This window comes from Sporolactobacillus sp. BBK16-2 (genome assembly GCF_059878335.1).
Genome location: NZ_CM187611.1, coordinates 1,104,155 through 1,118,885, shown reverse-complemented (window position 1 = coordinate 1,118,885; position 14,731 = coordinate 1,104,155). Strand labels below are relative to the sequence as shown.

Genomic DNA, 14,731 nt, shown 5'->3' with positions numbered 1-14,731 from the left:
TCGTGCAAATAAAACTTAAAGAATATTGCAACGGAAGGAAAGATAACAAGATGACTTACTCATTAGCCGTTCGCTGTATTAGTGAACTCATCGGCACTGCAATTATGATCATTTTAGGAAATGGTGCCGTTGCAAACGTTGAATTAAAAGGGACCAAAGGCTATCACAACGGTTGGATGATTATTGCCGTTGGTTACGGTTTCGGTGTCATGATTCCCGTCATGATGTTCGGCCCGATCAGCGGCTGCCAGATTAATCCGGCAATCACATTGGGAACAGCTGTCGGAGGACTTTTACCATGGTCCGACGTGCTTCCCTATATTGTTGCCCAAATGATCGGGGCAATGCTCGGACAGATCTTATTAATTTTTGCTTATAAACCCTTTTATGATCAAACGGATAATTTTCAAGCAATCTTAGGAACTTGCTCAACAATTTCAGCATCAGGAAGCCATTGGGATGGCTTTATTAATGAATTCCTTGGTACATTTATTCTTGTTTTTGGCGCGATGCTGATCAGTCATTCACCTGCATTGATTCACGAAGCAGGAGTCGCTCAACTTGGGGTAGGGTTCCTTGTATGGGCACTTGTTGCATCACTTGGAGGTCCAACCGGTCCTGGACTAAATCCAGCACGTGATCTCGGGCCGCGTATTGTACATGCCCTTTTCCCCTTGCGGCAGAAAGGTACTTCTGATTGGAACTATTCATGGATTCCTGTCGTTTCGCCGATCATTGCTGCTATCTGTGCTGTTCTACTTTTTAAAGGAGTCTATTAATTTCCATCTATACTATGTTCTATTTTTTGTCATGAAATGAGGCTTTTCCAATGAAACCAACTATTCAAATTCATCGGCACAGTGTCGTTTACATTATGACATGTATTCTATTCAATGTAATGAGTTTCGTTCTTTTCTTCATTGTATCAGGCTTTCATCCGGCAATGATGGGAGCAGGTTTCATTGCCTATCTACTTGGCTTGCGTCATGCATTTGATGCGGATCATATTGCAGCGATCGACAATACCGTACGCAAACTCGTTGAGCAGAAACAGAATTCTTCCGGGGTCGGTTTTTTCTTTTCGTTCGGTCATTCAACCGTGGTCATCATTATGTCCTTACTTATGAGCCTGTTTGTTCACTGGTCTCAAAAACAATTTGGTATCATCAGTCAAATTGGCGGCTTTTTCGGTCCATTTATTTCAGGGGTGTTTCTACTTTTGATTGCTACATTAAATTTAATGACGCTCTCAAATTTAATTAGAGCATTTAGAAAAAGAGACACAAATATGGTCAATGAAGAAATGACAGACGCACCCTATGGATTTTTAACTCGGGTTTTCCATCGTCTCTTTCATTTTGTAAACCGTAGTTACCACATTTATCCAATAGGCTTTTTGTTTGGATTGGGCTTTGATACAACTACTGAGGTTGCTGTACTTGCTATATCAGCTGAAATGACAAAGGGATTCTTTTCAGTTCCGGCAATTCTTTCAATCCCTTTATTATTTGCGTCAGGCATGATTATTGTCGATACGCTGGATTCTGTCATGATGTCACGTGCCTACAAAATGGCGCTACTGAATCCCGCTAGAAAGATTATTTATAATTTAATCATTACAAGTTTGTCTGTCTTTGCAGCCGTGTCTATAGGCTTTATAGAATTGGGGCAAACATTCTCCAGCCTTTTTCAATGGAAGGGTTGGTTTTGGCATTTGATACGTTCGTTAACTTTGAATTCAATCGGCTATTTACTTGTTTCGTTACTACTCACATCATGGTTGATCGCATTTATCCTTTGGCGGAAAGATAAAGCAATACTAAGACAACTGGAGAGTGAAAAGTTCTGTGTAAATAAAACAAAAGGATAACCCTTAAATGGGATTTTATGGTATCCTCTAATTCACCACAAATAGAGAGGAAAAATCGCCAAGGGTTATCGTTCTTCTAGTTTATCCTGTTCCTTCGCGATTGACTAGTGCCATGTTAAAATTTATCGATTCTATACTTCTGTTATTCCGTTCTTGTTTCCATAGATTCGCCGCATTCAAATGGTTTGTTGTGATCATTACCGGTTTGATGATTCGCTCCGATTCTCTTGGGGTCACTTCCGTGATTCGTGACTTGACCCTCAATCCTAGAGGTTATGAATCGATGATTCATTTTTTTCGCTCCTCTGCTTGGTCACTGGATGATTTACGTCAGAAATGGCTGCACATTGTGCTCCAGTTTGCGCCACTTAAGCGTGAAGGAGAAGCCGTGATTCTCGTTGGCGATGGGGTCAAACAGGCGAAAGAAGCGCGACACATGCCGGGCGTAAAGAAGCTTTATCAAGAGTCCGAGGATGTGTCCAAATCTGCTTTCATCTTTGGTCATCTCTGGGGCGCCGTCGGCGTCCTGATGGGAACCACAGGCAAAGTCCTTTGCCTACCTTTATTCCTTAACCTTCAAGACGGGGTCAAAAGCATCTTTAGCTGGGAGGACGGTCACAAAGCGTGTGACGATTCGCATGTGGTTCAGATGATCGATCAAGGCTATGCCGCAGCTAAAGTTCTGGGGCATGCGCTGTTTCTCCTTGATCGTTATTTTTTATCGGTGCCGGCGCTTCAACGACTCGATCTGCGGAATCAGGAAGGGACGGTGAAACTGGATCTGGTAACCCGAGCCAAAGCTTCCGCAGCGGCCTATGAGTATCCCGTTCAAACGGGGCGAAGGGGGCGGCCAAGAAAGAAAGGGGCGAAGGTCAAGCTGAACACCCTGTTTGCTTCCCGAAGCGACGCGTTTCAGGCGGTCACACTTCCGTTGTATGGTAAAGAAGAACCCGTGTCGTATCTCTGTCGGGATCTGCTTTGGGGTACGGGGATGTATCACGAACTGCGCTTTGTACTGGTTAAGATGTGCGGGCGGCAGGACATTCTGGTAAGCACGGATCTGACCTTGTCTCCCGAAGCGATCATACGTCTCTATGCTCGGCGTTTTACCATCGAAACCACCTTTCGGACAATGAAACAGTCGTTGGGAGCCTTCACGTATCATTTTTGGAGTCGATCCATGCCGAAACTGAAACGTTACCTTAAAAAGGATGAATCTCAGCCGGTGGATCAGGTGGTCGACCGGAACGCCCGGAAACAAATCCTACAAGCGGTGAACGCCATGGAAGGATACATGATGTGCAGTTGTATCGCGCTGGGACTTCTTCAGATGGTGGCCTTACGCTACTCAAAGAGAGTGCCACAACTGTTTTTTCGTTATTTGCGCACGCCATCGAAAGGTATTGTCTCTGAAGCGACCGTTATGGTCTATTTGCGCCGTTCGATTTTTTGCCTGTTTGCCCGAAACCCACGTTTAACCATAACGCAAATAATTCGAGAAAAGCAGGAAACACCTGAAGTACAGGACGAATTACGAATTTCTTAGCAGCTTAGAACTTTTGACTGTCGAGTAAGACAATAGTCAGAAACAAATTGCTTTGCCTATACTGACGAGTATTTTTGTACCAAACTAAAAAAAATACAATACATTTCTTTATCGTACATACCATTGTGTATCCGGTAATTCATTTTAGACAAAACAAACATACACCCCTACTCAAAAGACTCATCTTTTAAGTAGGGGCGTAATGCTTTAAATAGCTGAAATTAAATTCAAGCATGCAAATAAATCGGTGCTAATGATTCGAAAAATCAACAAAACAATTAATCAAAACGTTTTCCCTTGAACATATTTTTAATCATGACAAGCAGCATTGGCAAGAGCGACACAAATACGATCAACAGCATCATTAAAGAGAAATTGTCCTTAATGAACGGGATTTGTCCGAAGAAGAAACCGGCCATTAGGCCAGCCAATGTCCAAACGACACCGCCTAATATATTGTATAAAAGAAAAAATGGGTAATGCATGCGGCTTGCTCCTGCAATGAACGGGATAAACGTGCGGATGAATGGTGCAAAGCGGCCGAGAAATACAGCAAAGCCTCCATATTTATTGAAAAAGTGCTGCGCTTTCTCCATTTTTTCTCTATTGATCAGTTTGTGAAAACGATTATGACTTTCCAGCGATTGGCCAATCTCACGACCAATCCAATAATTAATGGTATCGCCAAGTACCGCAGCAATAGCAATTAAAATCACGAGCAGCCAAATGTTGAGTTCTGTGCCGCTGTGGGCAGCGATTGCGCCGGCAGCAAACAGCAGCGAGTCACCCGGAAGAAACGGACAAATGACCAGCCCCGTTTCAATGAAAATTACAATAAATAAGATTGCATACGTCCATGCACCATATTGATTCACAATTTGGGTAAGAAATTGATCAATATGCAGAAAGACATCAATAAACCACGATACAGAATTCATCAACACGTCTCCTTAGATTTTTCTGTTTCAAACAAAAATAAAAAATGTCTGTCGGCAAAGCTTGAACCTAACTTTCATCGTAACTTATTTTCTGTCATTAGAAAACCCCAATTTTCATTCTCACAATACTAATCAATGACTCTTAAAAATTTCTTAACAAAACCTGTGTTAAAAGATTATGTTGTTCATCACTTTTTTGGGCTCATTGAACAAAAAAAGCCCGAGATTAGAATCTCGGGTATCCAAACAAAATCAGCCGATTGCTTCTTTCATGAAGGCCGTGATCGTTTGTTCTTGTGAATCACTCAACGTTTTTCCGGTTTTCTTATCGATGAATGTCGGAACAGTCATAAATTGATACTTTTCTTTCAGCTGCGCAAACCGTTCTTCATCATCTTCACGCACGAACATTTCAATTTGATCATTGTATTTTCCGTCGAGCGCATGGTTCAGCACCATCTTTGCCCGATCACAATATGGACATACTTTTTTTGTTATCATCAATACTTTTTTTGCAGCCATTATGTTCACTCCCTTTTTTCTATTGTAACCAATGATCACTGATTCTGTCATGCAACCTGTTTCCTGACCATTGAACTGATCGCATATAAGAAAAATTGATGTATACTTAAGGCACAGCATTAATAATGGAGGGATTTTTAGATGAATCTGTTTGATGTAGATCAACCGGAAATGCTCAGTATCTCACCTGATCTCCGTCTCCGCAAATTCGACACGATCGTCCCCCAAGCTTCATCTTGGTACCAAGATGAAGAAACATTACGGCTTGTCTGCAGAAACAAAGCCGTACCATTTGATAAAGAACGTTTAAAACGGATGTATGATTACCTTGAGCAGCATGGCGAATTATACTACATTGAATGTGCAGAAAACGGATTGTTTCATGCCATAGGGGACGTTACACTATGTCCTCATGATCTGCCAATCGTCATTGGCGATCCAGTGTATCGCGGCAAAGGAATCGGAAGTCAGGTCATCCGCACATTAATAATGAGAGCAGTGAAACATGGAATGAAGGAACTCTATGTAGAAGACATCTATGACGATAATATCGGATCAAGGCGTGCATTCCAAAAATGTGGTTTCTCCGCATATAAAAAAACGCATTTCGGTCATTCATATCGGCTTTCCACAGCTTCGTTAACCATTTGCTGAATTCTATTGACAGTTCATGAGGCAAATAGTAAAATCATTCTTAATCCCCTGTAGATCAGTGGGTTTTATGGGCCTAATAAAATTATTCATCATTATTTTAAAGGAGAATCGAACAATGAGCAATCAAAAGAAATCATTTGGTGTTCGTGACATTGTACTCGTCGCACTGTTTGCCGCAGTAACGTACCTTGGCATCTCTGCTCTGAGAATCCCGCTTCCGGCAGCAGTCGGTGCACCATTCATTCATTTCGGAAATTCGCTTCTCGTACTCGCCGTCCTGCTTCTCGGAGGATTTCGCGGCGGTCTTGCAGGCGCAATCGGTCTCGGACTTTTCGATCTGCTCAGCGGCTATGCGTCAACAGCACCGGTAACCGTCATCCTCGCTTTTCTAGTCGCAGGCATCGTAAGCTTTGCCTTCCGCCTTCTGAAGCATGTTGACAAACCAGTGAATATCTTCGTTCTCGCGCTGGTTGCAGGTGCATCAAAAATTGTACTTGAGTTCCTGCACGGCTTGATTGAAAAACTGCTTCTCGGAAGTGCATTTGGACCCTCAGTGGTTGCTGCATTTACTAGTCTGCCGGCAACGGCGATTAATGCAGTCTCAACCGTGATTATCGTTACCGCTCTCTATTTCCCATTAAAGAAAGGATTGTCGGTTTTCGACTCAAACAAAGGAGTTTCCAAAATTTAATTAAACCGTGTATGATTAAGTTCGGACAGTTAATTGGTCCGAACTTTTTTATATCTGCACCTATTCTTACATTTAGGGAGAGTTCACATGAGCGCTCTGATTGAAACGAAGAACCTTCATTTTCAATATTTACATCATCAATCCCAAAACGAATGGATATTAAACGGGATTGATTTGACTATTCGAAACGGAGAATTCATTGCTATTCTCGGATCAAACGGATGCGGAAAATCAACGCTTGCCAAGCATTTCAACGCATTGCTGACGCCTTCAGATGGTACGGTACTTGTAAACGGCAGGGATACAAATGACGAGAAAAACCAATTCGAGATCAGAAAAACGATCGGAATGGTATTCCAAAATCCCGATAATCAATTAATTTCAACAATTGTTGAAGAAGATGTAGCCTTTGCGCCGGAGAATCTTGGTATAGCGCCTTCAGAAATTCGCAGTCGCGTAAATTGGGCACTTGATGCTGTTGATATGCTTGATTACAAAAGGCATACCCCTTTTAAATTATCAGGAGGTCAGAAACAGCGCGTTGCAATCGCAGGAATTCTTGCGATGCGACCACAGTGCATTGTCCTTGACGAACCGACATCAATGCTGGATCCAAAAGGCCGCTCCGATGTGATGAAGACCATTTGCCGACTTAATCGTGAATTGGGTATCACAATTGTGCTGATCACACATCACATGGAGGAAGCTGCACGAGCGAAACGAGTGATTCTGATGGATCAGGGACAAATTGCATCGGATGATACGCCTGAAAATACATTCGAGCAAATCGAACTCTTAAAGAAGCTGAAGCTGGATGTCCCGCAAATTACCGAATTAACCCATCGCATGCGACAGCATGGCATCCTTATTCCCAAACGAATGGTTCAAATCGACCAATGCGTGGACGCCTTGGCTGCTGCTTTGGAGGAACGTTATGGCCATTATTGAGCTTAGGACAATCAGTTTCCGTTATGGCGCCGGCACTCCATTTGAGAAGCAGGCGCTCCAAAACATTTCTTTATCTGTTGACCGTGGTGATTTTATTGGCATCATTGGTCATACCGGTTCTGGAAAATCAACGTTAATTCGTCACTTTAACGGATTACTCCGCCCCGATTCCGGACAAGTCCTCGTAAACAACGAGGATATTTGGAAAAATCCAAGACAAATTCGCTCCGTTCGTTTTCAGATCGGACTTGTCTTTCAATATCCGGAAACTCAAATCTTTGAAGATACTGTCGCTCAAGATATTGCATACGGACCAAAGAATATGGGGCTTGATCAAGAAACGATCAATCAGCGCGTTCTTGAAGCTCTGCATTTTGTCGGTCTAGACGATTCGTATTTGGATCGAAATCCGTTTCGAATGTCGGGCGGAGAGATGCGGCGTGTCGCAATTGCCGGCGTCATGGCGATGAAACCGGCGGTGCTAGTGCTGGATGAACCGACGGCCGGGCTGGACCCTGAAGGACGCCGCAACCTGCTTAAACACATAGAACAGTATCGTCGGAAAACAAATACGGCCATTATTATGGTTTCTCATAGTATGGAAGATATTGCTGAACATGTGCAGCGAGTGCTTGTCCTTGATAAAGGAAAGACCGCTTTTGAAGGATCGGTGCCCTCAGTTTTTGCTCATGCAGATGAACTGATGCAGCTCGGTCTTGACGTCCCGCAAATGACTAAAGTTCTGCTTGGTTTGAAAGCGAAGGGATACTCTGTCGACACCTCTGCTGTTACGATGGATCAAGCGGAGCATGAGCTTTTGAGACTATTTGAAAGGAAGGATCATGAATGACGCGCGATATTACTGTTGGCCAATTTCTTCCCGGCCACTCACTCTTGCACCGACTTGATCCGCGGACAAAAATTGTCCTAACCTTTGTTTTTATTATTCAAGTTTTCATATCCAGAAGTGCGCTGAGCCTATGCTTTCTTATTTTCGTGCTCGGATTTCTGATTACCTGTTCTCATGTACCGGCAAGGAAAGTGTTTCGAGCCGTACGACCAATGATTCCAGTCATTGTCTTCACGGCTTTGATTAATATTTTCTACGTCGACGGTGATCCTGTATTTCACTATTCATTTATTCGGATTACCGACAAAGGTTTATTTGTGGGGTTTACATTACTTGTCCGCTTAACCGCGCTCATTGCCGGATGCTCTCTGATTACATACACAACCTCGCTGAACGCGCTCGCTGCAGGGCTTGAACAGCTTCTAGCTCCGCTTAAACGATTCCATTTTCCGGTTAATGAGCTTTCAATGACTCTATCGATCACGCTCCGTTTTCTGCCGACGATCGCGGAAGAATTTGATCGAATTATTGATGCTCAAAAAGCACGCGGTGCTGATTTCAGCAACGGAAACCTGATAAAAAAAATCCATGCCTATTTTCCAATCATACTCCCTTTGTTCATGTCCTCCTTCAGACGTGCATTCGAATTGACTAATGCAATTGAATGTCGCTGTTATCAAGGCGGGAACGGACGAACAAAGATGAATGTACTCAGGCTGTCTCGATTGGACGTTCAAGCGATTGTCTTTTTTTGTGCTGCTTTTGGCCTCTCCATCGCTTTCAATCTGTTTTTTCCGTCATTCTTCTAAGCATTCGTGATAGGACATTGAAATCGATAATTGGTACATTCGCCCTCCCAAAACCGGAACTGCATACATATAATGCAGTATCCGATTGATGAGGGGGTGTTTTCATGGGCTGTCCAGATAAAGGCGGTGCCAGCTGCGGTAGCGGAATCGGCAACGGCTTTGCTTTGCTCGTTGTACTGTTCATTTTGTTAGTTATCGTTGGTGCTGCATTCTGTTACTGATCCGTTTGAGTTCTGAAGCGACTCATCCATCCGGCACCTGTTGATGCCGCAGTCTCTAGTTAAATGCATAGCCTCCTGAAAAAGAGCGTCCGTACTGTGGACGTTCTTTTTTTGCACAATCACAATCAGAATGTATGTATCAAACAGCCCAACTTCAGATATCTTCATACGCCGTTCGCTGCACATCTGCATTTCATGTCTTCAAAAAAGTGAAGCAAGGATCCCCACGTATTCCTTCAATGCCGTGAACGCAACACCGCCGTTAGATGGAACAAACTGCCCGGGATACAGGAAAACCTTTCTGCTTTCCAAGTAATCAGTCGGGTAAGCTGTGACGTGCATGCCCTGCTTATTAAAAATCAAAACGGCGCGCGGCATATGGAAAGCAGAGGTAACTAAAATAGGTCTGCGAAAATGAAAACGTTCAAGCAATTGTTTCGTCTTCTTGGCATTCGTTTTCGTCGTGATGCTTTTCTTTTCCACGATGATCTTGTCCTTCGGCACACCAAGCGCAATCAGCTGTCGTTTGCCGATCTCCGCTTCAACCCCACTATCCGGATAAACCTTCCCTCCTGATAAAATAATCGGCAGTTTTGTTTGCCTGTACAGTCTGTATGTAGTAAGCAGCCGATTCGCTGCGTTTCCGGAAAGCTGCCCGCTTCCATTCATGTCGGGGGTGTCGAGCGTTGCCCCGCCTCCTAGCATGACAATCACATCTCCCCCTGGCACAGTCGGCGGATGATAACGTTCTTCAAGAGGATGCACAAGCAGGATCCCGGTTAGCGGAATAAAGGAAAGATACATAAAGAGCGTTAAACCGCCTGTGAGATATGCAGATTTTCGCTTTTTTCGAAACAATTGAAAACTAAATGCAGCAAGCAATGTTACAAATAAACCTGGCGGCAGCAAAAAACCGTAAATAAATTTAATGACATACTCCATGCTTCACCTCTCCGATCAGATAATCTGGATTCATTCTTCTCTATAGTAATTGATGATAACTTCTTGAAAAAAGAGCATACTGAAAAAATTGAACGAAGCCTTAATTTAATCGTTTACTTGATGAGTACGTCTCACCCGCATTGGATTCCCTTTGTATTCAGCTCTCGGCTGCTATATTGCGCGTTGTTTTCTTCATATCGTCGGTGAAAACGCTGATTGTTCCTTTGTAGTACTCTGCACAAAAGACATCATCAACAGAGTCAATCCCCTGTTCCAGAAGCAGGTCTTTAAGCCACTGTTCATCTTTTTCCAGCAAATCCAGCATATCATAATCAATCGATCCTTCTGCAACAAGGATAATCCCAAGCCGGTCGCTATCTTTTTTTAAAACCGTTAAATGACCGTTTTGCTCCACTTGAGCCCTTCGTACTTCCTGTATGGTGTAAACATCTTGCATACGCAGCATTGTTGAAAAATCAGAGACAGACAGATTTGCTTTTTTAAAATTTTCCGGGATCATCTTGCCCTTATTTATAACGATGATTGGATCTCCGTCAATCCACTTACGTACCTCGCTGTTTTTCGATTTGAGAATCCGTGTTGTGATAATCAGTCCGGACCAAATCAGAAGTACAATCAAAAATTGCAATATCGTGATATCGGGATTATAAATCACACCACCGATAATCCCGCCTAATACATAATTTTGAATTTGATCCGCTGCCGACATCGGAGCTAAGTTTCCTTTACCCGACATATTTATGAAAATAATCAAGCATATGAATCCGATGACAAGCTTTACTGCTACATCCATGTATGAAAACATGTCTTTTCCTCCTTTATTTATCGACCATTTTAATAGCCGTACCATTTAGAACATGAATTTGCTCCAGCACATAATGAGCCGGATCATCCTCGTTATGCTCTAATCGAAAAAAGTTTTTGCCCACTTTGTATAACATAATCTCTTCAGGAGTCATATGATTGGTATAAATCTGATTTACAGGAACGTCCAGGTCTTTTGCCAGCTGTTTCATTTCGTTCAGTACTCCGCGGTATTCAGACTGTGTATGCTCCTTATTTACCCAATCATTGACTTGGATGCCGCCAAGCAGGATTAAGAGTACAAGAAGGAGAACACTGATCTCTTTATACTTATAAGGCATACGCTTTATTCTGAATCTTAATATCAAGAAGAGCAGGGCAAGAAAAATTGCTGCCATAAAGGCAATTTGCACATAAACAGCTGTGTCCGTCTGACTTTCTATGTAGTGGTAGCTGTAAAAATTCAAGAATATCATCCCTTTATGTTATAGAAGAATACAATCAAATTCTCTTTTCATTATAACGGAACAGATGAAATCTAATCGACTTGTACAAAAAACGTTTTGGTTCAGTGTCATGATGGGACAGTAAAGATTGGCATCGAAGTATGAACGACACAATCGTGCCCGTTAAAGCGAAACCGCGAAATTCATGAGCACATGGTCGCATAAAGGAATGCAAGCGCAAAAAAAGCATGCATTTGTGCATGCCCCAGATTTGTTTCTAAATTAAAACAGCACGTTCCATGTCTTCGGACCAACGATGCCATCCACCGTCAACCCGTGACGTTTTTGATATGCCTTAACAGCTGACTCCGTCTTCGTACCAAAGATACCGTCAACAGTCAGTGACAACGCACGTTGAATCCGTTCCACATTTTTTCCTTGACTGCCTCGTTTGATCGCTGTTCCAGGATAAGTCACTACCGACGTTCCTGTTGATCCTGTCGCCTTCGCTTTCTGACTCACCGCTTTTGACAATGCCGCCCGAGTATCTGGTCCGACAACACCATCGACCGCAATTTTATAATCGCTTTGCAGAGTACGAACCGCTCGTTCAGTAGCCGTTCCGAAAATACCGTCAGCTCCCGCTTTGCCTATAGAATAACCGGCTTTAATCAATTCCTGCTGCAGTTCCTTGACAGCAGAACCCGTTGATTTATTTTGTAATAATGGGCTTTTCTTAGATGACGCAGTCTGTGTCGCAGATGCAGGTTTTGCTGATTGATTCGCTGAATTGTCTGCAGTGATCGTCTTATTAACAATTCCTTCAGCAATTGCTTTTCCGATTGCATCGGTTTTAGATGAAACAATCTCTGCATCCGTTTTTGTATCCACAAACCCGCACTCAACGAGAATTGCCGGCGATTTGGTATTCCTAAGCACATAAAGGCTTGTATTTTTCTTAATGCCACGGCTTCTCAGTCCGGTTACCGCGCAAATATTATTTAAAACGCGTGTGGCCGCTGCATCGGTTTTACTGTCATACTGATAAACCTCTATTCCGGTTCCACCACCGGCATTCAAATGAATGGATACGGCTAAAGCGAGACCGGTATGGGCATTCACATGCTGCACGATTGCAGACAAATTTTCATTTTGCGTTTTGCCCTCGTTGTCTGTATCATCATAAACGGTTTGACCGTCAGCCCTCAGATATGTGATGACTGCATCTTTAATTTTACGATCCACGACTTCTTCCTTAATATATCCATGCGCACCGGGTACAAATGTATTATGTCCGGCATGAATACTGTATTTTGCCATGTTTCGACAGCTCCTTTTCTATATTCTTATGTCCGTCCATCTTTTTTTGAAAAAGACAGATCACTAGTATATAGAAAAAAGCACGTTTGCCTGGTGAACAAAAAAACAGCCGTTCATGAGATGAAAGCCTCACAAGCGGCTGTTTCATAATGTTATGCAAAAATTTGTTCAATGGCCGTATAGTCAGAATCACTCAACTGGAGACTTTCGCTTTGCAGGTTTGCCAGCAGCTGTTCAGGAGTTCTCGCGCCAGGAATAACCGGCCCAATCACCGGATTCTTTAAGTACCATGCAAGAACGAGCTGAGCCACGGTCGCATCATATTTTGATGCAATTGGTTTCAATTTTTCAACCTTTGTAACATTTGCTTTCAATTGATCCGGTTTGTAGAGATCAATGTTCAAGCGATGATCTCCCTCCTCGAAGTGCGGCAGATTTTCCGGAGAATAGCGACCGGTCAGCAATGCGGCAGCAAAAGGTTCATAAGGCACAAAAGAGATGTGCTGCTCATTCAAATAGGGAACCAATTCCTTGACAGCATCTTGTTGCAGCAAGTTGTATTGATTTTCCACAAGATCGACATAACCATCTGCATCGGCTTCTTTAACCTGATCCAAGTTGAAATTGGAAACACCGATTGCTCGAAGCTTTCCCGCTTCTCTTAATCGTTGCAATGCGCCGACCGCTTCTGCTTTCGGTGTATCCTGATCCGGAAAATGAATATAAAAAATATCCAAATAGTCCGTTTGCAGCCGTTTCAGACTCTCATCCACAGATTTAGTCAAGAATTCCGGAGTATTATTCAAAGTGACGGAGCCATCGGGTGCCACTTGCTGTGCACCTTTGGTAGCTACAATAACCTTATGCCGATCATTTTTCTGCAGCACCTCGCCGATCAGCTCTTCTGAATGCCCAAGCCCGTACATAAAAGCTGTGTCAATCATCTCAATGCCCTGATCAATCGCAGTCTGAACAACTTTTTTGCCTGTTTCATCATTAAGATTCGGAAAAAGATTGTATCCACCAATTTTATTTGTTCCCAGTCCGAGCGGATTAACTGTTAATTCTGTCCGTCCAATTTGAATCTTTTCCATCAGATCGCCAGCTTTCCTACAGATTACTTTTATCGTAAAAAAGAAGTGACAGCGTTGTCAAAAGTTATGCCTGTCAACTCAAAAGTACGAAATCTGTTCGTCCTGCATGCAGAGCATAGAAAACAATTGTAAACAGTTGTCTACTTAATGCTGTTTCGATTGGGTATAAGTAATAAGAAGCGAAGCCAATCGATCATTGTTGTTTGTTTCTCATCATTTTTTAATGCTTTTTTCAGCTGTCTTTCATCCAGAAATGAGATAATGGTATACAAACATTCGTGTACAAAAAGCTTCATGACGATACTTGGCACAGACTGCAGGCTTCCAAATATTTGGCAACCTACATCCAAAGAAAGGATTGTATCAATGAGTGAAAAGATTTTAGTTGTCGAAGATGAGCAAAAAATCGCTCGTGTCATTGAGCTTGAACTCGAACATGAAGGATATATCGTTGATAAGGCCGCGACCGGGCATCAAGCACTGGACAAGGCACAATCTGAAAAATGGGATCTTATTTTGCTCGATGTGATGATCCCGCAACTGAACGGAATGGAAGTATTGCGTCGGATTCGCTCCGCCGGCAGTTCTACCCCGATTATTATGGTCACGGCCCGTGACTCTGTGATTGACAAGGTCAGCGGTCTCGATCAAGGGGCAAATGACTACATCACAAAGCCGTTTGAAATTGAAGAACTTCTGGCGAGAATCCGCGCTTGTCTGCGAAACTCACGACATTCGGAAGACATTCAAGAAAACCAAAAACTACAGATTCTTGATTTGTCGCTTCAAACCGGGTCCCGGGAGGTTAAGCGCGACAAGCAGACCATACAGCTTACCGCTCGTGAATTTGATCTGCTCCTGTTTCTGATGCAGAATCAAAAACATGTGCTCACGCGCGAACAGATACTTTCAACGGTTTGGGGATATGATTACTATGGTGATACGAACGTCGTCGACGTCTACATTCGTTACCTGCGAAAAAAGGTCGATGCCCCCTTCGCCCATCCGTTAATCCGTACCGTACGAGGTGTGGGTTATGTCTTAAAGGAGTAAAC

17 protein-coding genes are annotated in these 14,731 nt (G+C 43.1%); 10 read left to right on the top strand and 7 right to left on the bottom strand.

The genetic code is table 11. The annotated features are described in order from the left end of the window. Window positions 1-50: 50 nt before the first annotated feature. From AC6F33_RS05665 to AC6F33_RS05655, 3 genes are all read left to right on the top strand, one after another. Entirely contained in the window at window positions 51-779 is a 729-nt protein-coding gene (locus AC6F33_RS05665; RefSeq protein ID WP_255746861.1) for an MIP/aquaporin family protein, read from the top strand. A gap of 50 nt (window positions 780-829) precedes the next feature. Further along, window positions 830-1,870 (top strand): HoxN/HupN/NixA family nickel/cobalt transporter, encoded by a 1,041-nt coding sequence (locus AC6F33_RS05660; protein WP_500777966.1) that lies wholly within the window; start codon window positions 830-832, stop codon window positions 1,868-1,870. Window positions 1,871-1,982: 112 nt separating this feature from the next. Further along, window positions 1,983-3,416, top strand: a complete 1,434-nt coding sequence (locus tag AC6F33_RS05655) for a transposase (protein ID WP_255749378.1) — start codon at window positions 1,983-1,985, stop codon at window positions 3,414-3,416. A 278-nt stretch (window positions 3,417-3,694) separates the two neighbouring features. On the opposite strand, the gene AC6F33_RS05650 is transcribed toward AC6F33_RS05655, so the two are convergent. After that, complete coding sequence (locus tag AC6F33_RS05650; protein WP_255746859.1) at window positions 3,695-4,354, bottom strand: VTT domain-containing protein; 660 nt, start codon at window positions 4,352-4,354, stop codon at window positions 3,695-3,697. Window positions 4,355-4,606: 252 nt separating this feature from the next. Next, window positions 4,607-4,876 (bottom strand): glutaredoxin family protein, encoded by a 270-nt coding sequence (locus tag AC6F33_RS05645; protein ID WP_255746858.1) that lies wholly within the window; start codon window positions 4,874-4,876, stop codon window positions 4,607-4,609. A gap of 141 nt (window positions 4,877-5,017) precedes the next feature. On the opposite strand from AC6F33_RS05645, the gene AC6F33_RS05640 reads away from it, so the two are divergent. The 6 genes from AC6F33_RS05640 to AC6F33_RS05615 all read left to right on the top strand — a co-directional run bounded on the left by AC6F33_RS05640 (window position 5,018) and on the right by AC6F33_RS05615 (window position 9,049). After that, complete coding sequence (locus tag AC6F33_RS05640; RefSeq protein ID WP_500777965.1) at window positions 5,018-5,530, top strand: GNAT family N-acetyltransferase; 513 nt, start codon at window positions 5,018-5,020, stop codon at window positions 5,528-5,530. A gap of 115 nt (window positions 5,531-5,645) precedes the next feature. Beyond that, window positions 5,646-6,221 carry an ECF transporter S component gene (locus tag AC6F33_RS05635; protein WP_255746856.1) on the top strand — a complete coding sequence of 192 codons (576 nt, stop codon included), beginning with the start codon at window positions 5,646-5,648 and terminating at the stop codon, window positions 6,219-6,221. Window positions 6,222-6,308: 87 nt separating this feature from the next. Beyond that, window positions 6,309-7,169, top strand: a complete 861-nt coding sequence (locus tag AC6F33_RS05630; RefSeq protein WP_255746855.1) for an energy-coupling factor transporter ATPase — start codon at window positions 6,309-6,311, stop codon at window positions 7,167-7,169. Then, window positions 7,156-8,019 (top strand): energy-coupling factor transporter ATPase, encoded by an 864-nt coding sequence (locus AC6F33_RS05625; protein WP_255746853.1) that lies wholly within the window; start codon window positions 7,156-7,158, stop codon window positions 8,017-8,019. The genes AC6F33_RS05630 and AC6F33_RS05625 overlap by 14 nt, the downstream gene beginning before the upstream one ends. Next, window positions 8,016-8,828 carry an energy-coupling factor transporter transmembrane component T family protein gene (locus AC6F33_RS05620; protein WP_480947550.1) on the top strand — a complete coding sequence of 271 codons (813 nt, stop codon included), beginning with the start codon at window positions 8,016-8,018 and terminating at the stop codon, window positions 8,826-8,828. Before AC6F33_RS05625 ends, AC6F33_RS05620 begins: the two co-directional genes overlap by 4 nt. Window positions 8,829-8,932: 104 nt before the next feature. Then, window positions 8,933-9,049 carry a YjcZ family sporulation protein gene (locus tag AC6F33_RS05615; protein ID WP_255746849.1) on the top strand — a complete coding sequence of 39 codons (117 nt, stop codon included), beginning with the start codon at window positions 8,933-8,935 and terminating at the stop codon, window positions 9,047-9,049. Window positions 9,050-9,250: 201 nt separating this feature from the next. On the opposite strand, the gene AC6F33_RS05610 is transcribed toward AC6F33_RS05615, so the two are convergent. The 5 genes from AC6F33_RS05610 to AC6F33_RS05590 form a co-directional block, all read right to left on the bottom strand. Beyond that, window positions 9,251-9,991, bottom strand: coding sequence for a YdcF family protein (locus AC6F33_RS05610; protein ID WP_500777964.1), 741 nt, complete (start codon window positions 9,989-9,991; stop codon window positions 9,251-9,253). Between the two features lie 157 nt (window positions 9,992-10,148). Further along, a complete protein-coding gene (locus tag AC6F33_RS05605; RefSeq protein ID WP_500777963.1) occupies window positions 10,149-10,817 on the bottom strand; it encodes a DUF421 domain-containing protein in 669 nt (222 codons plus the stop codon). A gap of 13 nt (window positions 10,818-10,830) precedes the next feature. Then, window positions 10,831-11,283, bottom strand: a complete 453-nt coding sequence (locus AC6F33_RS05600) for a DUF3290 family protein (protein WP_255746846.1) — start codon at window positions 11,281-11,283, stop codon at window positions 10,831-10,833. A 261-nt stretch (window positions 11,284-11,544) separates the two neighbouring features. After that, entirely contained in the window at window positions 11,545-12,582 is a 1,038-nt protein-coding gene (locus AC6F33_RS05595; RefSeq protein ID WP_500777962.1) for an N-acetylmuramoyl-L-alanine amidase, read from the bottom strand. A gap of 152 nt (window positions 12,583-12,734) precedes the next feature. Then, a complete protein-coding gene (locus tag AC6F33_RS05590) occupies window positions 12,735-13,676 on the bottom strand; it encodes an aldo/keto reductase (protein ID WP_255746843.1) in 942 nt (313 codons plus the stop codon). A 366-nt stretch (window positions 13,677-14,042) separates the two neighbouring features. Between AC6F33_RS05590 and AC6F33_RS05585 the strand changes: the two genes are divergently transcribed. Then, entirely contained in the window at window positions 14,043-14,729 is a 687-nt protein-coding gene (locus tag AC6F33_RS05585; protein WP_500777961.1) for a response regulator transcription factor, read from the top strand. Window positions 14,730-14,731 lie beyond the last annotated feature (2 nt).